This window comes from Vicinamibacteria bacterium, assembly GCA_035620555.1.
In the GTDB taxonomy this organism is placed as follows: Bacteria; Acidobacteriota; Vicinamibacteria; order Marinacidobacterales; family SMYC01; genus DASPGQ01.
In genome coordinates, this window is record DASPGQ010000507.1 from 1 (window position 1) to 18,698 (window position 18,698).

The 18,698-nt window shown below is 62.0% G+C and carries 18 protein-coding genes; 8 read left to right on the forward strand and 10 right to left on the reverse strand.

Annotated features, from left to right (window positions below; genetic code table 11):
* The 3 genes from VEK15_20610 to VEK15_20620 all read left to right on the forward strand — a co-directional run.
* Positions 1–457: MotA/TolQ/ExbB proton channel family protein (locus VEK15_20610; GenBank protein ID HXV63113.1), on the forward strand; the 457-nt coding region annotated here is incomplete at its 5' end.
* Positions 458–489: 32 nt separating this feature from the next.
* The gene (locus VEK15_20615) at positions 490–906 is read left to right on the forward strand and encodes a biopolymer transporter ExbD (protein HXV63114.1); all 417 of its coding nucleotides are present in this window, start codon (positions 490–492) and stop codon (positions 904–906) included.
* Between the two features lie 27 nt (positions 907–933).
* Complete coding sequence (locus tag VEK15_20620; protein ID HXV63115.1) at positions 934–1,365, forward strand: biopolymer transporter ExbD; 432 nt, start codon at positions 934–936, stop codon at positions 1,363–1,365.
* 50 nt (positions 1,366–1,415) lie between these two features.
* On the opposite strand, the gene VEK15_20625 is transcribed toward VEK15_20620, so the two are convergent.
* On the reverse strand, positions 1,416–2,462 hold the full coding sequence (locus VEK15_20625; GenBank protein ID HXV63116.1) for a hypothetical protein: 1,047 nt from the start codon (positions 2,460–2,462) through the stop codon (positions 1,416–1,418).
* A 99-nt stretch (positions 2,463–2,561) separates the two neighbouring features.
* Between VEK15_20625 and VEK15_20630 the strand changes: the two genes are divergently transcribed.
* On the forward strand, positions 2,562–4,730 hold the full coding sequence (locus tag VEK15_20630; GenBank protein ID HXV63117.1) for a bifunctional (p)ppGpp synthetase/guanosine-3',5'-bis(diphosphate) 3'-pyrophosphohydrolase: 2,169 nt from the start codon (positions 2,562–2,564) through the stop codon (positions 4,728–4,730).
* Here the strand turns inward: VEK15_20630 and VEK15_20635 are convergent.
* From VEK15_20635 to VEK15_20655, 5 genes are all read right to left on the reverse strand, one after another.
* Complete coding sequence (locus VEK15_20635; protein HXV63118.1) at positions 4,727–6,130, reverse strand: P-loop NTPase; 1,404 nt, start codon at positions 6,128–6,130, stop codon at positions 4,727–4,729. The genes VEK15_20630 and VEK15_20635 overlap by 4 nt on opposite strands.
* A 17-nt stretch (positions 6,131–6,147) precedes the next feature.
* Positions 6,148–7,197: a 2-oxoacid:ferredoxin oxidoreductase subunit beta gene (locus tag VEK15_20640; GenBank protein HXV63119.1), complete on the reverse strand. Its 1,050-nt coding sequence runs from the start codon at positions 7,195–7,197 to the stop codon at positions 6,148–6,150.
* Positions 7,198–7,208: 11 nt separating this feature from the next.
* Positions 7,209–9,056, reverse strand: a complete 1,848-nt coding sequence (locus VEK15_20645; protein ID HXV63120.1) for a 2-oxoacid:acceptor oxidoreductase subunit alpha — start codon at positions 9,054–9,056, stop codon at positions 7,209–7,211.
* A 91-nt stretch (positions 9,057–9,147) separates the two neighbouring features.
* Positions 9,148–10,539 (reverse strand): sigma-54 dependent transcriptional regulator, encoded by a 1,392-nt coding sequence (locus VEK15_20650; GenBank protein HXV63121.1) that lies wholly within the window; start codon positions 10,537–10,539, stop codon positions 9,148–9,150.
* Between the two features lie 22 nt (positions 10,540–10,561).
* Positions 10,562–10,936 (reverse strand): hypothetical protein, encoded by a 375-nt coding sequence (locus VEK15_20655; GenBank protein HXV63122.1) that lies wholly within the window; start codon positions 10,934–10,936, stop codon positions 10,562–10,564.
* A gap of 238 nt (positions 10,937–11,174) precedes the next feature.
* On the opposite strand from VEK15_20655, the gene VEK15_20660 reads away from it, so the two are divergent.
* A complete protein-coding gene (locus tag VEK15_20660) occupies positions 11,175–11,990 on the forward strand; it encodes a Ku protein (GenBank protein ID HXV63123.1) in 816 nt (271 codons plus the stop codon).
* 51 nt (positions 11,991–12,041) lie between these two features.
* Positions 12,042–12,959 carry a non-homologous end-joining DNA ligase gene (gene ligD / locus VEK15_20665; protein ID HXV63124.1) on the forward strand — a complete coding sequence of 306 codons (918 nt, stop codon included), beginning with the start codon at positions 12,042–12,044 and terminating at the stop codon, positions 12,957–12,959.
* A gap of 25 nt (positions 12,960–12,984) precedes the next feature.
* Here ligD and VEK15_20670 read toward each other — a convergent pair whose 3' ends face one another.
* The gene (locus tag VEK15_20670) at positions 12,985–13,542 is read right to left on the reverse strand and encodes a CoA pyrophosphatase (protein ID HXV63125.1); all 558 of its coding nucleotides are present in this window, start codon (positions 13,540–13,542) and stop codon (positions 12,985–12,987) included.
* A 46-nt stretch (positions 13,543–13,588) separates the two neighbouring features.
* Between VEK15_20670 and VEK15_20675 the strand changes: the two genes are divergently transcribed.
* Positions 13,589–14,101 carry a hypothetical protein gene (locus VEK15_20675; protein HXV63126.1) on the forward strand — a complete coding sequence of 171 codons (513 nt, stop codon included), beginning with the start codon at positions 13,589–13,591 and terminating at the stop codon, positions 14,099–14,101.
* Positions 14,102–14,104: 3 nt separating this feature from the next.
* The gene (locus VEK15_20680) at positions 14,105–15,097 is read left to right on the forward strand and encodes a hypothetical protein (protein ID HXV63127.1); all 993 of its coding nucleotides are present in this window, start codon (positions 14,105–14,107) and stop codon (positions 15,095–15,097) included.
* On the opposite strand, the gene VEK15_20685 is transcribed toward VEK15_20680, so the two are convergent.
* The 3 genes from VEK15_20685 to VEK15_20695 form a co-directional block, all read right to left on the reverse strand.
* A complete protein-coding gene (locus VEK15_20685; protein HXV63128.1) occupies positions 15,084–15,896 on the reverse strand; it encodes an ABC transporter permease in 813 nt (270 codons plus the stop codon). The genes VEK15_20680 and VEK15_20685 overlap by 14 nt on opposite strands.
* Positions 15,893–16,867: an ABC transporter permease gene (locus tag VEK15_20690; GenBank protein ID HXV63129.1), complete on the reverse strand. Its 975-nt coding sequence runs from the start codon at positions 16,865–16,867 to the stop codon at positions 15,893–15,895. The genes VEK15_20685 and VEK15_20690 overlap by 4 nt, the downstream gene beginning before the upstream one ends.
* 21 nt (positions 16,868–16,888) lie before the next feature.
* The coding region (locus tag VEK15_20695) for a diguanylate cyclase (GenBank protein ID HXV63130.1) at positions 16,889–18,698 on the reverse strand (1,810 nt) is incomplete at its 5' end.

The window sequence follows — 18,698 nt, forward strand, 5'->3', positions numbered from 1 at the left end:
GGACGTCAAGAACAGCCACCTCGCCAAGGTTCTCCTGGCCGGACTGCAGGAGTACGAGTATCAGAAGGAGACAGGTGGCGGCACGCGTGACGACATGATGGAGGCTGCCCACCGCGCCATCGAACGAGCGACGGCACTCAACTTGACCGACCTCAGGCGCGGCCTCGCCGGGCTCGCCACTGTCGGAGCCACCGCCGTGTTCGTCGGACTGTTCGGCACGGTTGCGGGCATCATCAACGCGTTTCGCGGCATGGCGCTCACCGGCTCCGGTGGTATCGGCGCGGTCTCCGCGGGTATCGCCGAAGCGCTCGTAGCGACGGCTTTCGGTCTGTTCGTGGCGATCCCGGCGGTGTGGGCGTTCAACTATCTCACCACCCGGGTCGAGGGCTTCACCGTCGAAATGGACAATAGCGCTTCGGAGCTCATCGACTACATGGCGAAGAAAACCGTCGCCTAGGCGACCGAGTTCCAAGTTAAGGAGATACGACGATGGGCATGACCGGACTCGGTCAGAAAGAAGTCAACTCCGAGATCAACGTGGCACCGCTCGCGGACGTCATGCTGGTATTGCTGATCATCTTCATGGTGATCACCCCCCTGCTCCAGAAGGGCGTGGACGTCAAGCTTCCGCAGGCCGAATACCCCACCGATCACCCGGACAACGAAAGCGCCGTCACCGTGGCCGTCAGGCTGGACAACACCGTCTACGTCAACATGGTTCCGATCGCGGAGTCCGAGCTCCCCACAAAGCTCTCTGAGGAATTCGAGGGCAAGTCGGAGCGTATACTCTTTCTCAAAGCGGACGAGGGGTTGCAGTACGGTGACGTCCTGCGGGTCATGGATCTCTGCCGGGACGGCGGAGCCGACGAGATTGGCCTGATCACGGAGCAGAAGGTCCAAAGCTGAGTTCCGGGTTTCGAAAGGAGCACGAAAATGGGAATGGCAATGCCCAAGGGGAAGGGCGCTACGTCCGATATCAACGTGACCCCCATCATCGACGTCATGTTGGTGCTGCTCATCATCTTCATGGTGGTCACGCCGCTCACGCAGAAGGGCCTGGATGTCGAGCTGCCCGAGTCGGCGGAGAACGTGCAGAACGTCGAGCCCGACCCGAATCAACTCGTTCTGAACATCGACATCGATCGGCAGGTCACCATCAACAAGCAGCCCATCAATTGGGAAGAGCTTCCGCTTCGTATCCGCGATATCTTCGAAACCCGATCCGACAAGACGATCTTCTTGCAAGCCGCGCCCCAGTTGAGCTACGGCGAGGTCGTCGAAGTGCTCGACGTGGCCAGGGGTAACGGTGTCGAGCGAGTCGGAATCGTCCCGCCGCAGCCAGGATACGCAGGAGGAAGCCGCTAGGCTTCACTCGATACTGAAAATGGGCGGGGGCATCTCCCCCGCCCATTTTTTTAGTGGCTCGAGGTCTTCGGAGCTTCGGCGGCCTCAGCCTCGGCGGCCTTCTTGGCTTCCTGCTCCTGCTCGCGCAGCGCGAGGGCTCGGTCTCGCAGCTCGTTGGCCAGCTGTTCGAGCTCCGCCCTGCGGGCCGGATCGATCTTGGCTTGCTCCCGGAGCAACAGGTTCTTGTAGATCAACGCATCGATGTACTCGCCGTTGATCCCCAGGGCCTGATCGAGCTCGTCCAGGCCCAGCTGGATGTACTCGCGCTTGTCCGCCGCAGTGAGATCGGGGTCGCGGTAGACCTTGTCCCAATAGTGGACGGCGATGAGGTAGTAGCCTTCGGGGTCCTGGGTCCTGACGTCGCGGGCCTTGGCGAGCCAGTCCATGGTCTCGTCGAAACGCCCGTACTTGTTGAGGAGGTTGGCAACCTGGCGATAAGGCAGGGGATCTTCAGGCTTCATCTCCACCGGCTTCTTGTAAGCCTCGATAGCTTGTTCCAGTAGGGGCAATTCCTCGGGATCGTGGAAGCGCTCGTAGACATCCGCGAGCGCGTAGTAGCGCTCGGGAGTGGCGGAGTCGAGCTCGATCAGCGACTTGAAGTAATGCTCTGCGTTACCGAAGTCGTCGAGGACGTCCCGATAGATCGCGGCGAGCTGCTCCATCGAGTACTTCTGATAGGGCGCGAGCATCTCGAACTCCGCTGCATGGACACCGGCAAGCTCCAGCGCCTTCTCGTAGTCCTCGATCGCCGCGTCCAGATGGGCGTCGTTCTCGGCATCGTCCATCCGCGTCGGACGGTAGATGAGATGGTGGCTGCTGCCGCGGTAGAAGATGGACGTGACCAGAACCCTCGGATCGGGGTTGGGATCGAGCTCGAGCGTCGTGTTGTAGAAATCGATGGCGTTCACGTACTCCTTGTTGGCGTAGTGCTGGTTCGCCTGTTTGAACGCCCTTCGGGACTTCAGCATGTTCCATTTCTGCTGAAGGCTCGCGCACCCACCCAGGGTGGCAAGAGCTAGGACCACGATGCCGAGCGATTTCAGGTGGTGGGTTTGCATTCCTTGAACCCCCTTATTGGATTCAGCCGTATGGGGAGCGAAGTATATTATGGGAGGGAGGGCCAGTCAACTCGGACGCCCAAGGGTAGCTGATTCAACATGATCCGCTTCGAGAACATTCTTGACAAGGTCCGCGCCTACCTGCCGGACGGTGACCTCGAGCTGCTGCGGAGAGCCTACGTTTTCTCCGCTCGGGAGCACCGGGGACAGCTTCGCAAGTCGGGTGAGCCTTACCTCGTCCATCCCCTCGAAGTCGCCAACATCCTGGCGGGGATGCAGCTCGACATCGTCTGCGTCGTGGGCGGGCTCCTGCACGACGTCGTCGAGGACACTCTCACCACCATCGAAGCCGTCGAAGAGCTCTTCGGCGCGGAGGTGGCCCATATCATCGACGGTCTCACCAAGATCAGCAAGTTGAAGTTCTCGTCCGCGGAGGAGCACCAGGCGGAGAACTTTCGCAAGATGTTGTTGGCGATGGTCGATGACATCCGCATCATATTGATCAAGCTCGCCGATCGGCTCCACAACATGCGTACGCTGCAGCATCTCTCCGACGAGCAGCGCGCTCGAATCGCCCGCGAGACACTCGAGATCTACGCTCCGCTCGCCGGTAGGCTGGGAATCGGTCGGATGAAGTCCGAGCTCGAAGAGCTTTGCCTGAAGCACACCGAGCCCAAGGCCTATGGAGTGCTCGCGGCGAGAATCGAGGCGAAGCGGAAATGGGCGGAAGACTTCATTGCGGCGATGAAGTCGAGACTCGAGAAGGCGCTTGTCGAGAATGGCATTCCCGCGGAGATCACCGGGCGCACCAAGAGCATCTACAGCATCCACGAGAAGATGAAACGCCAGCGGATCGAGCTCGACCAGGTCTACGACTTCGTCGCGCTCCGCGTCATCACCGACAGCGTCAAGAACTGCTATGGCACACTCGGCATCATTCACAATACCTGGAGACCCGTTCCCGGCCGAATCAAGGACTTCATCGCCATGCCGCGTCCCAACGGATACCGGTCGCTCCACACGAGCGTCATCACCGAATCGGGGGTTCCCTTCGAAGTCCAGATCCGGACGGAGGAAATGCACCGGGTGGCGGAGCAGGGGATCGCCGCCCACTGGAAATACAAGGAAGGAAGGCCTCTCGAGGAGGATGACGTCAAGAACTTTTCCTGGCTCCGGCAGATCATCGATTCTCAGCGCGAGATCGCGGACCCGCACGAGTTCTTGAACAACCTCAGGATCGACCTGTATCCCGAGGACGTTTTCTGCTTCACGCCGAAGGGAGAGGTGAAATCCTTTCCCCGGGGCGCGACCCCGGTGGACTTTGCCTACTCGATCCATACCGATATCGGACACCAATGCGTGGGAGCGCGCGTCAACGGATTGATGGTCCCCCTGCGATACAAGCTCAAGAACGGGGACATCGTGGAGATCCTGACGGCTCGGGGCCACCGGCCGAGCCGTGATTGGCTCTCGTTCGTCGCCACCGCCCGGGCCCGTAGCAAGATCCGAACCTTTCTGAACGCCGCCGACAAGATGAGAAGCATCGAGATCGGCCGGAAGCTTCTCGACAAGGAATCGGAGCGATTCGCTTTCAATCTGAGGGCTATTCTGGAAACCGACGGGTTTCCCACGGTTTTGAAGGAGTACGGACTCTCGAAGGCCGACGATCTTTATGCCGCGGTCGGGTACGGCAAGCTCTCCCCTCGGAAGATTCTCTCGAAGCTCGTCCCCGAAGAGAAGCTCCGCGAGAAAGCGGGCACGGGGACATCGCTTGCCCGGGCCGTTCGGAGAGTCCTTCGGGGATCCCAGGACAAAATCAAAGTCGACGGTATGGACGACCTGATGGTCTACCGGGCGAAGTGCTGTACACCCATACCCGGCGAAAGCATCACCGGCTACGTTACCCGGGGCAAGGGGGTGTCGGTGCATTCCGCCAGCTGCCCCAACCTGCTCAATTTGATGGTAGATCCCGAACGGCGGGTGGCCGTCTCCTGGGAGGGCGAGAAGGACGCGAAGTACGACATCACTTTGTCGGTCAACGTGGAGGATCGTAAAGGCATCCTCGCCGACATCACTTCGATCATCGCCGACATGAACACCGACATTCGCAACATCGAGGCCAAGACGTTCGAGGATCAAAAGGGGTCCATCGACGTGACCGTCGCGATCGGCAATCTGAAGGAGCTGGAAAAGATCACCCGCTCGATCCGCTCGGTCGAAGGGGTCCTCGACGTGTCCCGGCCGGGCTCCCGCTCCGGCGCCAATTAGCTCGGCTTCGGCTGGCTCGACTCCGCCTCGAGCTCGCGCAAATAGCGGAAGCTGTAGATTCCGGTGTTGTGCCCGTCCGACCAGCTGATCTGCACGGCGTAGTTGCCCACCGGCTCCATGGCCATCGGACGAAAGTTCGACGGAAGCAACAAGATGAGGCTCTTCCGCTCACCGGTCCACTCGTCCACGCAGACCGCACAAGGGCAGTGATTCCTGAGGAACTGGAAAGGAAAGCTCGATTCCGATCCGTCGCTCCAGCGGATGCGTAACGATTTCTCGTCGGCGGCTATCTCCTTGGGGCGATCGGCCTGCGCACCCTCGTAATTGGCTTTGGCGACCGCCGCCGCCACGCGAGCGGCGATCTCCCGGTAGGCCGCGGCGGCCGGTGCCGCCGGGTTACGCACGACGATCGGCTTTCCCTCGTCTCCAGAGATGACGACCTCCGGGTCGATCGGAATCCCTCCGAGAAAGGGTATCCCCAGCTCCTCGGCAATCCTCATTCCGCCGCCCTCGCGAAAAATGTAGGTGCGCTCTCCGCAATGGGCGCACAGAAAGTAGCTCATGTTCTCGATGATTCCGAGCACGGCAACCTGGACCGGTTGAAACATCCGAAGCCCCTTTTCCGCGATGTTCCTCGCGACGTCCTGGGGAGTCGTCACGATGACTGCCCCGGTCAGGGGTACGCTCTGGGTCAGCGTGAGCTGAACGTCACCGGTGCCCGGCGGCAGGTCCACGAGCAGGTAGTCGAGCTCGCCCCAGGCGACGCCCGACAAGAACTGCTGCACGAGGCGCGTTGCCATCGGTCCTCGCCAGATGACGGGGGTCTCCTTGGTGGTGAGGAGACCCATGGACATCACGCGAATGCCGTTCGATTCGATGGGGACGAGCTGCTTATTCTCATTGGCCTGGGGGTGCTGGGTGATGCCGAACATGGTACCCTGCGAAGGACCGTAGACGTCGGCGTCGCACAGGCCAACCGAGGCTCCCGCTTCGTGGAGGGCGACGGCGAGATTCGCCGCCACCGTCGACTTGCCGACTCCACCCTTCCCCGAGGCGATGGCAATGAGATTCTTTACCCCCTCGGGCCGCTGAGGCGCCGGAGCCTGCTGTCCCGAGGGCAGCACGCGACCCGCTGCCTCGGGAGGCGCGGAGACCGACCAGGTCATCCTCACGTTGGCCTCCTCGATACCGGGAATCGAGAGCAGTGCGGCCTCCGCCTCCTTCCGGAGTCGGTCCCGCGCTTGACTCGCGGGATTCGACAGCTCGATATCGCAGCTAACGATGGGCGAGCAGATGCGGACGTTCTTGACCGAGCCGAGGGACACGATGTCTCGCCCGAGATCGGGATCGCGTAGCGCCTCGAGCTTCGAGAGAACGTCCTGTTCGGTGACTCTCGACATCGAGATTCAGCGCCCTTCTAGGCGAGCGTCTCCATGATCTCTTCGAGCGCGGACCGGGGGGGGCGCACCCGCTCGACCGAAAGGGTCGCCAGGGGCTCGTCCACCAGATTCAGCAGATCCAGGAACGTCTTCTCCTTGGGGTCGACGTAGACCAGCCCGGTGAGAAACTGCTGCTTTTCGTGCGCCTCGGCGAGTAACTCCATGGCGCGTCGGCGGTTCCTTGGGTCGTAATCTCGCTCGAGCTTCTTCAGTACGATGTGGGAGCCATCGTGGAGCTCGACGCTCAGGGCCTCACCCTCGCCGTACTCGACCTCGATGTCCTCGAAATGAGGAATGAAATCCACTTCGTGAATCAGCTCTTCGTTGTCCTTGCCCCAGGTGTAGCTCTTGGTGGATCCTGCGTGGTTGTTGAACGTGACGCACGGGCTGATGATATCGAGAACGGCCGTTCCACTGTGGCCAAAGGCTCCCTGAATGAGGGCGACCACCTGTTTCGGATCCCCGGCGAACGACCGCGCCACGTAGGTGGCGCCTAGCTCGACCGCGAGCCCGCACAGGTCGATGGCGGGGAGATCGTTGCTCACGCCGGTCTTGAGCTTGGATCCCAGATCGGCGGTGGCGGAGAACTGCCCCTTGGTCAGGCCATAGACGCCGTTGTTCTCCACGATGTAGACCACGGGAAGGTTGCGCCGCAGAAGGTGGACGAACTGCCCGATTCCGATCGAGGCCGTGTCACCGTCGCCCGAGACACCAACGGCAATCAATTCGCGGTTGGCGAGCACGCAGCCGGTAGCGATGGATGGCATTCTGCCGTGCACGGCGTTGAAGCCGTGGCTCCGGTTCAAGAAGTAGGCCGGGGTCTTCGACGAGCATCCGATGCCCGATAGCTTGGCCACCCGATGAGGCTCGATTCCGTACTCGAAGAAAGCCTTCACCAGCTGGCTGCTGATGGAATCGTGGCCACAACCCTTGCAGAGAGTCGAGGGTTTACCCTTGTAATCGGTCTGAGTCAGGCCGATTCGATTGGTTTTCCTGGATGCTGGCGCTTCGTCGACTGTCGTTGCCATCGTGCTTCTCCCTAGCCCTTGGACCTCTCTTGTCTGAGTATCTCATCCGTCACCGAACGCGCGTCGATGGGCAGACCGTCGTAATGGAGCACGCTTCGCAGCCTGGCGACGAGCGCCGCATTCTCGGCGAGCTCCATCCGCACGAGCTGAAGCATCTGGGCGTCGCGATTCTGCTCCACGACGTAGATCCTCTCGTGGCGCTCGACGAAGCCAGCGAGCTCGTCATTGAACGGCAGGGCCCGAATGCGCAGGTAGCTCGTGGAAACGTCGTGCTCTGCCCTGAGCTGGTCTCGGCTCTCGAGCACGGCCCAGTGGCTGGTCCCGAAGGCAATGATGCCCACCTCGTTTCCATCGGCCTCGTCGGTCACCGGCCCCGGCACGTAGCGTCTCGCGGTCTCGAATTTCCTCGCGAGGCGGTCCAGGTTCTCCTGATAGACGTCGGGCCGCTCACTGTACTCGGCGTCAGCCGTGTGCCCGCTTCCCCGAGTGAAATAGGCGGCGAGCGGGTGCCGGGTCCCGGGAAGCGTCCGATAAGGTATGCCGTCTCCGTCGATGTCCCGATAGCGTGCGAATTTCTTGGCTTTTTCCAGAGCCGCGGCGTCGAGAATCTTCCCCCGATCCAGCGGTTTGTCGGGATAGGAGAACGGATCCGACATCCAGATGTTCATCCCCAGGTCGAGGTCGGACATGACGAAGATCGGCGTCTGGAACCTCTCGGCGAGATCGAAGGCCGTGCCGCCGAACTCGAAACATTCCTCTGCCGAGGAAGGAAAGAGGAGGATGTGTTTCGTGTCCCCGTGAGACAGCAGGTAGGTGCTCAGAACGTCGCCCTGAGCCGTTCGCGTGGGAAGGCCCGTGGAGGGACCCACTCTCTGGATGTCCCAGATCACCGCCGGGATCTCAGCGTAGTAACCGAGCCCGACGAACTCCGCCATCAGAGAGATTCCCGGGCCACTCGTCGAGGTCATGGACCGGGCACCCGCCCAGGCCGCCCCCAGCACCATACCGATGGCGGCGAGCTCGTCCTCCGCCTGGACGACGGCGAAGGTCGCCTTGCCGGTCTTCTCGTCGATTCGATAGGCCTTGAGGTAGTCGATCAATTGTTCCACCAGGCTGGATGACGGAGTGATCGGGTACCAGGTCACGACGGTAACCCCCGCGAACATCGATCCCAGGGCGCCGGCGGCATTGCCGTCGATGAGGATCTTGCCTCCGGTCGCGTCCATCCGCTCGACCCTCAAAGGATCGGACTTGGTGAGATGTTTCTCCGCGTAGGCGAAGCCGATCTCGACCGCTTTCACGTTCAGCTCCACCGCCTTCGCTTTGCTCTTGAACTGTTTTTCGACCGCCGCATGGATCTCGTCCTTGTCGATCGAAAGAAGATGCCCCACCACGCCTACGTAGATCATGTTGGCGAGAAGCTTTCGCAGTCGGACCTCGTCGATCACTTCCTTGGCGAGATCGGAGAACGGGACCGGGTAGAAGACCAGATCCGATCGAGTCTTTTCCAGGCCGAGGGTCTCCTCGTAGACGACCGCGGCTCCCGGTCCCAGGGAGGCAACGTCCTCGCGTGCCGTTTGAGGGTTCATCGCCACGAGTAGATCGACCTCGCGCTTGCGCGCCACGTAGCTCGACTTGCTCGCCCGGATGGTGAACCAGGTAGGCAGCCCTTGAATGTTCGAGGGGAACAGGTTCTTCCCACTGACCGGGACACCCATTTGAAAGATCGATCGCATCAGCACGTTGTTGGAAGACTGGCTTCCCGAGCCGTTCACCGTCGCTACCTGAATGGAAAAATCGTTCACGATTGCTGGCCTGACGGCGGACTTGCTCTCACCTACGAGGGTCTCGGTCGACATGCAGTGTCTCCGTTCGGGTGGGTCAACTCACTATGGTGGACGTCAACGCGGCTCTTCCCTTTGGCGATCATACCAAACCTGGGGCGGCCAATCACTTGGACGTCACGCTCCTCTTGCGAGAAACACCATAACGCGCGATCTTGTAGTGTAACGCTCTGGGGCTGATTCCGAGAATGCGCGCCGCTTTCTGCCGGTGTGACGTCAGCTCCTCCAGCGTTCGCCGGATGACGATCTCCTCCACTTTGTCGAGCGGTGTCCCGAGTCGAATCATGATGCCGTCGGTGGCGTTCATCGCTCCCGAGGCAATCTCGACCGGCAGATGTTCCGGCCTCACTATGGCGACGTTCACCGTCACCGTTAGCCGCTCGATCACGTTTCGGAGCTCGCGAATGTTCCCCGGCCAGGGATACTGAACCAGCTGCGCCATCGCGCGAGCCGAGACCCGTTTCGGCGCCCTTCGATTCGCCCGGGCGAACTCCTCGAGAAACCCGTCGACGAGAAGCGGGATGTCCTCCTTCCGCTCCCGGAGCGAAGGCATATGAATGGGGACGACCGCGAGCCGATAGTACAGGTCCTGGCGGAATCGGCCTTCCTTGACTTCGGCTTTGAGATCCTTGTTCGTGGCGGCGATGATGCGCACATCCACGCGTACGAGCTTCTCCCCCCCGAGCCGTCGAAACTCGAGCTCCTGGAGAACTCGGAGGAAGTCGACCTGCGTCTTCGGGCTCATCTCGCCGACCTCGTCGAGAAACAGCGTTCCCGAATCGGCGAGCTCGATCTTGCCGGGCTTGGCCTCCACGGCGCCGGTAAAGGCCCCCCGTTCGAATCCGAACAGCTCGCTTTCGAGAAGCCCTTCGGGGAGGGCGCCGCAGTTGATCGACAGGAATGGCCGGTCCCGTCTCGGGCTTCGTGCGTGGATCGCCTTGGCGACGAGCTCTTTTCCCGTCCCGCTCTCGCCGGTCAGAAGGATCGTTGCCGAGGTGCCGGCGACCTGGTCCACGATGTCGTAGATCTCGGTAATCGCCCGGCTCTTTCCAATCACGCTCCCGTACTCGTCCTTGAGGGACAGACGTTCTCGCAACGACCGATTCTCTTCGGAGAGGCGTCGTCGCTCGAGGGCCTTCATCGCCAGGAGAGGAAGGCGATTCGGATCGAGGGGCTTGACGAGATAATCATAGGCCCCGGCGCGAATCGCCTGGACCGCGGTCTCGACCGACCCCTCTCCCGCCGGAGTGGTCAAGAGAATCTCGGTTTGGGGCGCTTCACGCTTGAGGCGAGCGAGCTCGCTCGCCCAGTGGCTCTCGAGCAGCTCGATGCCCACGACCGCGAGCCCATAACGCCTCAGGGGAGTGCTGCCGAGCCGAGAAGCGGTCGAGACCTCGAGGCCTCGTGCCGAAAGCCAGGACGCGATGAGACGCCGCTCCGCCGCCGAAGAGTCGACCACGAGCACGCTCTCGAGCACCCGAGCCCCCCGTTGGCTCATGATCGAGCACCAGGGCGGGGGCTCAGCGTCCGGCGAGGCCTCGAAGCAGTCGATGAAACTTGAGCCCCACCAGCAATCTCTTCGTCTCGAAATCCGAAGAGCCGCTCTCGAGAAGCTTTTCCACTTCGGCTACGGCCTCGTCGTAACGGCCCGCCATCCCTAGATGAGTCGCGAGGGACTGCCGAAGCCTCTGATCGCCCGGATCCTTGGCCAGGCGATCGCGCATGAACGCGATGAGGTTGGCGTAGGGAGCCCGGGGGCGCAGCCCACGAGGTTTTCTCCAGAGTGCTCGCATTTGCCTGCCATAGAGCAAGTCGTGTGCCAGCTCGGGCAGGAAGTGTAACCCACTGGCAGCAAACCACTTCTCCTGGACAGTGGGAAGACTCTTCCGTTCCAACGGCCAGAGGAGGCTGCACTGTTTGCACTAGCCTCTAGTCTACCGCTATCCCAGCGACTCGTCAACGTGCCATCGAAACCCTATAACTGACAGATACTAAATGGCTAGATGGATGAACGCCATAATTGCACTAACTCGCCGTAGAGTTCGTGCATTATTTGCTTTAGCCCTCCTGGACGCCTACCCATTTGACTCCCGCGCGCGGGAACCCTAGTATCGGTCGGAGGCCGAGAATACCGTGAGACCGACCTGGAAGGGCTTTCTCAAGCTTTCGCTCGTGAACATTCCCGTCCGGATGTATCCGGCGGCCCGTTCCCAAGCCTTGTCGTTCAACCAGATTCACAAAGCGTGCAACAGCCGAATCAAATACGACAAGCGATGTCCCGTCTGCGAGCGCAGTGTCGCGAGCGACGAGATCGTCAAGGGCTACGAGTACGCGAAAGAGCAATACGTCATCATCGACGAGGAGGACTTCACGAAAGTACGGCTCGAGTCGACGAAATCGATCAACATCGTGCAGTTCGTGGATCGAAACGAGATCGATCCGCTCTATTACCACGGCTCCCATTACGTCGTTCCCGACGGTCCGGTAGCCCTCGAGAGCTTTGCCACCATCCTGAGAGCGACCGAGGAGATGAATCGCATCGGATTGGCGCGCGTGGTGATGAATGGAAAGGAGCAGGTCGTTTCCGTTCGTCCGCGGGAGAAGTCATTCGTGATGTCGGCGCTCTATTATGCCGACGAGGTCAGAGCACTCTCGGGAATCGAGGAGCTCGAATCCTCGCCGGAGGTCAACCCGGCGGAGCTCCAGCTCGCGACGCAGCTCATCGACGCCATTACCAAGCCGTTCGATCCCAAAGCCTTCGAAGACAACTATCGAAAGGCGCTTCTCGATATCATCAAAGCCAAAGCGGAAGGAAAGGAGATCGTCGAGCCGCCCGAGGTCGAGACGGGGAAGGTCATCAACCTCATGGAGGCGCTCAAGTCGAGTCTCCAGGCGAGCCGCACCGCAGAATCGGCGGGGGAGGAAAAGGCGAAGGCCGTCAACGAATAGGTGCGGTCCGGTTTGGGGAAGGGCGACTGGCTTGACGAGAAGATTGCCCCAATGCTCGCCGGCACGAGCGCCCCGTTCGATTCCGCCGAGCATCTCTTCGAGATCAAGTGGGACGGGATTCGTGCCCTCGCCTTTTTCGGACCCGGAGTCGCGCGGCTCCAGGGCCGCAAGCTGAGCGACAGCTCGAATCGCTATCCGGAGATCGTCGCCGGGATCGCGAAGCTCCCCGGTTCTGGCATCCTCGACGGCGAGATCGTCGTCCTCGACGAGGACGGCAGACCGAGCTTCCAGCGCGTCCTCGTTCGGGAGCAGACCGCGCGTCGCGAGGACGCCTTGATCAAGTCGAGAACGCACCCCGTGGTATATATCGCCTTCGATCTTCTCTATCGTAACGCTCGCGCGCTCTTCGACCTGCCCCTCATCGAGAGGAAGAATCTCCTGTCGGAGCTCCTTGCCGACCCCCCCTCGCCTCTCGTCGAAAATACCTATGTCGTGGGTCAGGGCCGGGCGCTCTATCAACAGGCCATCGACAAACGCCTCGAGGGGGTGGTCGCCAAACGCTTGGCGAGCCGCTATCTGCCGGGGGAGCGGACAAGGGAATGGCTCAAGCTAAAAGTACGGCGAACGACGGATGGCGTTCTCGTGGGACTCGTGCGAGACCGAGTCGGCGGACGGGTCAAATCGCTGGTCCTTGCGAGCCACGATGACGGGGCGCTCGTCTGGCTCGGAAACGTGGGAAGCGGGCTCGATCAAGAAACTCTGTCGCAGCTGGGAACGGAGCTAGAATTGATCAAGACCGATCGTCCCGCCGTCGATGCCGAGGGGCCGGGAGAGATCCAGTGGCTCGAGCCCCGATTGGTCGTTCGTGTCGAGTACTCGGAGCTCACCAACGACGGTCGTTTGCGTCATCCGGTGTTTCTGGGATTCGTGCAAAGACCTCCCGAGGACTGCCTCAAGCCATCGCGTTGAGCGCGGCGGCGGGCCGCGGGAGAATTCAATCGACCAGCGTCAGGAAATCCGCGACGAGCCGCCCGGTGATGCCCCAGATGTCGTGGGCGCCGTACCGGTAGTGGTAGATCTCGCGCCGCCGGCCGTCACCGAGCTTTCGCTGCTCCACCCGCAGGGCCGCTGGCGACCGGAGCGCTTCGATCGGGACCTCGAAGAGTACGTCGACCTCATGGTTCGGACGAAACCGATAGGGCCCTTCCACCGCGCCCACGAACGGGGTGATGCAGAATCCGGTCACGGTGTCCCGCTCGTCCATCTCGCCGAGGAGGGTCACATCGTGCGGCGCCAGACCGATCTCCTCTCGACTCTCCCGAAGGGCGGTCTCGAGAGGTGTCGCGTCGCCGGGATCGACGGCTCCGCCGGGAAAGGCAATCTCACCGGGTTGCCGACGAAGGTTGCTGGCGCGACGGGTGAACAGGAGTCGACAGCCCTCGGGAGAGACGATGATGGGAACGAGCACTGCGGCGGGCCGCAGTCTGCTCTCGAGTCTCTTGGGGGATCTCGCCGAGAGCCTCCTGCGGACCGACGCAATCAACTCGTCCATGGGGTTACAAGGATAACATCGGGCTTACGCTATAATTCGACGCTACATGAACATACGACCCGCCTTCCTGCTGGTGGGCGCGGCGGCTCTGATTGCTTCCGTCTCCCGGCCAGCGAGCGCAGGAGATGCTTTCCTACGCTTCGGCGCCATCTTTCATCCTCGAGACATCGGGTTCGAGGGACGATGGCGCGTCGGGTTTGGAAGCGACTATCCCGTCAATCTCGGTGAGACGATCTTCGTCGGTTTCGAGGCGCAAACCTCGGTGTACCGTCAGGATGTCGTCGGGGGGGGCACCGCCACGTTCGTACCGCTGAATGGGCTCGTGAACGTGAAGATGAAGGCCTCGGCGCTCGACGTCCGCCCTTACGGCGGAGGGGGCATCGGGCTCTTGAGCCAGTTCTCTCAGATCCAGAGCGACTTCGAGTGGGATAGCGACCTGGGTTTCCAGCTGCTGGGCGGGGTCGAGCTGGGTCGACTCGATCTCGAGCTGCAACTTCAGCGAGCGTTCCAATCCGACGCCGAGACGAGCTTTGCGTTCTACGTCGGCTTCGTCTTTTGAGCCATGACGGTTCGGGCCCGGGCGCCATGCCGCATCGACCTCTCGGGCGGTACTCTTGATCTCTGGCCGCTCTACCTGCTGATCGAACAGGCGGCCACGGTAAACCTCGCGATCGATCTCTACACCGAAGCCGTCATCACCGAATCGGAGGACAGTCGGTTCCACGTTCGCGAGCGCGATTCCGGCCGGGAGCTGGCTTCCGGCACCTTCGAGGATCTCGTCGAGGTCCCGGGCGCAGAAATCTGTGGGCGTCTTCTCGGCTTTTTCAAGCCCGCCTCGCCCCTCACCGTCAGCATTCACTCCCAGGCGCCACCACAAGCGGGGCTGGGGGCGTCGTCGTCACTCGGGATTTCGATCGCCGGCGCGCTGAACGCCGTCGCCGGTTTCCGCTACCGCGCCTCTGACCTGGTTTCCATCGTGAGGGACGTCGAGGTCGAGGTTCTCGGTACAATGACCGGCGCCCAGGATCACTACCCACCGGTGTACGGAGGCGCGATGTGTCTGTGGTGGGAGAAGCTGCGCCACCGGCGGGAGCCCCTCGAGCTCGACCGAAATGCGTTCGAAAGGCGCTTTTCCCTAGCGTACTCCCACCAGCCTCACCGGTCGGGAGCCACGAACTGGGAAGTCGTGAGGCGTTTTCTCGATGGTGACCAGGAAACCCGGAGCGCCGTCGCCGAGAGCGGTAAAACCGCCGTTGCCGTCCGCGACGCCCTCGTTCGTGGCGATCTCGACGGTGTCGCCGGGCTGATCGGAAAGGACTGGGAATGCCGTCGTCGCATGGCGCCCGCCGTCTCGAGCCCCGAGCTCGAAAAGATCATTCACACGGCCCATGAAGCCGGCAGTACGGGAGTCAAAGTTTGTGGGGCTGGAGGCGGGGGATGCATGATCGTTGCGGCCCCGGAGGAGCTGCGGTCGAAGGTGAGTGAGGCGATCTCGAGGGCGGGAGGGTCGGTCATCGACTACCACCTCGTCGAACGAGGACTCACGCTCGTTTGATCCTCTCCCGGATCCCCTCGAACCCGAGATTCGCACCGAGGCTGGCCACGGTCAAGAAAGTTGCCGGGGCGAGCCAACACCACCAATACTCACGGAGGACGAAGAGGCTTCCCACCGACGAGGCCAGCATGTTTCCCCAGCTGGGGTACGGCTCCTGAAGACCGAGACCGAGAAACGACAGCGTGACTTCACCGAGCACGAAATAGGGAAACAGTAGTCCCGCCTGGAGCAGGAGCACGGGGCTGAGCGCCCTCAGGACGTGGATCCGGATCACCTGACGCCGCGGGGCGCCGAATGCGACGGCCGCGGTCACGTAGTCGCGCTCTCTTATTTCGAGAACCTGGCCGCGGACGAAGCGAGCGACCGAGCACCAACCGACGGTTGCGAGCGACGCCACCACGATGACCCCCGACTCGACGGGAGTCAGCTCGTCGGGAAAAAGGTTCCTGAGAGCGAGGAACAAGTAGAGCGCGGGAAACGCCATGAACAGCTCCGTGCCTCTCATGACGGCGCGATCGACGTTGCCGCCGACGAGGCCGGACACCGCACCCGCCAACGTTCCCAAGAAAAGCGTGAGGAGGACGCCCGTCCAGGCGGTCGCCCAGCTGTAGCGCGCCGCGTGAATGCTTCTCGAGAGCACGTCGCGCCCGAGTCCATCGGTGCCGAAAGGGTGTTCGCCCAACGAGGGCGGCGAATAGATGGTATTCCGGTCCTGAGCAACGGGCGAGTGGGAGACCAGGAACGGACCGACCGTTGCCAAGACCGTGAGCCCGATCAGAATTCCGGCTCCACCTCTCAACGGCTCGCCTCCTCCAAACGCAAACGGGGATCGGCCCTGGCGAGCAGCAGATCCGAGAAGAGATTCCCGACGATCAGCAGGACCGCGGCCGCGAAGAGTGAGCCGAGCAGGAGAAAAGGGTCTCGATCGCCGAGGGCCTTCAGGGCGAGCCTCCCCATACCCGGCCATCCGGTGACGACCTCGACGAGGAAACAGGCGCTCAGGAGCCTCCCGAGCGAGCTCCCCCAGTAGCTCAGCAGGGGCACCATCGCGGCGGGCGCAACCTGACGCGACAAGAGCCTGGCCTCTTCGATGCCGCGTGCTCGCGCCGCGCGAACGAAGGCGGCGGGCAAGGCATCGACGAAGGCTCCCCGGGCCTGGAGGAGCAAGGCGGGCAGCATCACGAGGGACAGGATCGCCGCCGGGAGGAAGAGATAGCTCGCCAGGTCGAGCGCCCTCTCGATCGTACCTGACCGGATTAGCGCGGTCGAGCCGCCTCCCACGGGGACGAGGCCCGTCGAGGCGGCAACCATCATCCCCACGAGACCAACGACTACGGGGTGTACCGATGCGAGGCTGACGGCCGCCGCACAAAGCCCCCGATCCCACGGCCCGTTCCGGCGGGAGGCGGCGAAGAGGCCCAACGGAAAGGCGACGCACAGGCTCACAACGTGAGCCACGGACGCAAGCACGAGGGTGCGGGGAACGCTCTCGCTCAGCAGCTCGCGGACGGGTCGTTGATAACCGAGCGACACGCCGAGCTCCCCGCGAGCAACTCCGGCGAGCCAGGAGCCGTACTGCCGGTACCAGGTCTCATCGAGGCCGTAGCGATTCGTCAGCTCGTCGACGACTCTCGCGGGAATCCCCGGAGCGAACCGGAGCCCGTCGACGAAGGTTCCCGGTGCGAGGTGAAGAAGGACGAAGGAAACGAGGCTCGTGGCGAGCAACAAGGGCAGCGCCGTGGCGACCCGCGTCAGAACGACTCGGCGCATAGGGAAGTCGGGACGACTCCGTCAGCTCGGGTGCTGCCCCTGGAGCTCCTCTTTGCCGAATAGGCTCGGTTGATAGCTTTCGCCGTCTCCTCGCTTCCTCCCTCGCCGACGTGATTTGTCCTCGTACATGTTCTTGTCGGCAGCCATGAGCAATGACTCGAGGTTCTGGCCGGCAGCCGGATAGGAAGCGAGACCGAGGGAGATTCCGACCTTCAGATGAGCACCCACTCCCACGTCGAGCTCCGTCGCCTCCACCGCGTCCTGGAGCCGGTAAGAGAACTGTCGTGCCTGCTCGTAGGACGTCTTGGGGAGCACGGCAATGAACTCGTCACCCGCGTAACGAACGAGCACATCGGCATCTCGCATGTGCTCCTTGAGGACGCGCCCGACTTCCTTGAGAAAGCGGTCGCCGGTGTGGTGCCCGTAGCGGTCGTTGATACCTTTGAAGTCGTCGAGGTCCATCTCGATGACGGTTAGCGGCTCTCCGTATCGCTTGGCCTCCGACAGGGTCTGTTCGAAGAAGATATAGAGGAAGCGCGAGTTGGGAAGGCCGGTCAGCCGATCGGTGAAGGCGTCTTCCTGGGTCTCCTCGAAGCGGATGGCGTTGAAAAGAGCAATCGATGCCCGGTTCGAGACGATCTCCATCAACCGTATGTGATCGTCGCTATAGCGCTGATCGCCGGCCATATAGAGCGCGATCGTCCCCAGGGGCCGCTCCTCGTGGACGAGCGGAGCGAGAAAGGAGTTTCCGTAGAGGCTCTTGATCTCGGGGGGAAGCGCCATCGTATCGGGGCCGGGATGAACGTTGTAGAGGAAGCGGTTATTGGCCGCGACCCAGCCGGCGAGTCGTGTTCCCACCTCGATGGAGAGTCCGGCGAAGGCCTCCTTGTTCTCGCCGGCGATGTGGGCCGGCCGCAGCTCGCCATTGGAGTCGTCCGCGAGATAGATGACGAGCGTCGTGAAGGGAACGATCTTCTCGAGCTTGGAGCCGAGGATCGTCAATGTGTCGTTGCGGGACAGCGAGGTCCCGATGTTCTGCAGGATCTCGAAGAGGGTGAAAATCTCTTGTTGGGGCTCGGAGATCGAGCTCGACAGGGTCGCCGACTTGGGTGAGCCCACTACGTCGCGGTCTCGGCGTCGATCGGTGTGCTCTTTGGGATCGGTGAGAGGCACGACCTCGATGGAGTCGAGCTCGCGCCTGAGAGCGGGTAGAACCTCTTGAAACTTCGCGAACACGCGAGGGTCGAACTTGTGAGACTCGCGTTTCATGATGCTCAGCGCCTGCTCCGAGTCGAGCGAGCGACGGTAGACCCGACGCGCGGTGAGCGCTTCGTAGCAGTCCGCTACCGCGAGAATTCTCGAGCCCAGGGGAATCGCTTCGCGCTCCAGCCCATCGGGGTAGCCGCTTCCATCCCAGTTCTCGTGGTGGTGCTTGACGATCTCCACCACCGGGAAGGGGAAGTCGATCGACGAGAGGATCTCGGCGCCGACCGCAGGGTGAGTGCTCATCTTCTGGAACTCGCGCTCGGTCAGTCTGGTCGGTTTGTGGAGAATATACGAGGGGATGGAGATCTTTCCCACATCGTGCAGGACGGAGGCATAGCGAAGCCCCTCGTAGGTCTTGTCGTCCACGTTCAGGGCTCTGGCCAGACCGAGTGTGAGAACCTGCGTCCGCTGAATATGCGTATGTGTGTGGTGCTTGAAATCGGTATGAAGCTCCATGGCGTCGATACAGAAGGCGAAGGCTTCGAGCGTCTGCCGGTGAAGCTTGGAGAGTTCCTCGTACTTCTCCTTGTAGAAACGATGCGCGTAGTAGGCAATGAGCCAGAAG

Bases quoted from the DNA above. Each gene is read 5' to 3' on its own strand.
- VEK15_20615 (HXV63114.1), top strand. From the start codon at position 490: ATGGGCATGACCGGACTCGGTCAGAAAGAAGTCAACTCCGAGATCAAC.
- VEK15_20620 (HXV63115.1), top strand. From the start codon at position 934: ATGGGAATGGCAATGCCCAAGGGGAAGGGCGCTACGTCCGATATCAAC.
- VEK15_20625 (HXV63116.1), bottom strand. From the start codon at position 2,462: ATGCAAACCCACCACCTGAAATCGCTCGGCATCGTGGTCCTAGCTCTT.
- VEK15_20630 (HXV63117.1), top strand. From the start codon at position 2,562: ATGATCCGCTTCGAGAACATTCTTGACAAGGTCCGCGCCTACCTGCCG.
- VEK15_20635 (HXV63118.1), bottom strand. From the start codon at position 6,130: ATGTCGAGAGTCACCGAACAGGACGTTCTCTCGAAGCTCGAGGCGCTA.
- VEK15_20640 (HXV63119.1), bottom strand. From the start codon at position 7,197: ATGGCAACGACAGTCGACGAAGCGCCAGCATCCAGGAAAACCAATCGA.
- VEK15_20645 (HXV63120.1), bottom strand. From the start codon at position 9,056: ATGTCGACCGAGACCCTCGTAGGTGAGAGCAAGTCCGCCGTCAGGCCA.
- VEK15_20650 (HXV63121.1), bottom strand. From the start codon at position 10,539: ATGAGCCAACGGGGGGCTCGGGTGCTCGAGAGCGTGCTCGTGGTCGAC.
- ligD (HXV63124.1), top strand. From the start codon at position 12,042: ATGCTCGCCGGCACGAGCGCCCCGTTCGATTCCGCCGAGCATCTCTTC.
- VEK15_20670 (HXV63125.1), bottom strand. From the start codon at position 13,542: ATGGACGAGTTGATTGCGTCGGTCCGCAGGAGGCTCTCGGCGAGATCC.
- VEK15_20675 (HXV63126.1), top strand. From the start codon at position 13,589: ATGAACATACGACCCGCCTTCCTGCTGGTGGGCGCGGCGGCTCTGATT.
- VEK15_20680 (HXV63127.1), top strand. From the start codon at position 14,105: ATGACGGTTCGGGCCCGGGCGCCATGCCGCATCGACCTCTCGGGCGGT.
- VEK15_20690 (HXV63129.1), bottom strand. From the start codon at position 16,867: ATGCGCCGAGTCGTTCTGACGCGGGTCGCCACGGCGCTGCCCTTGTTG.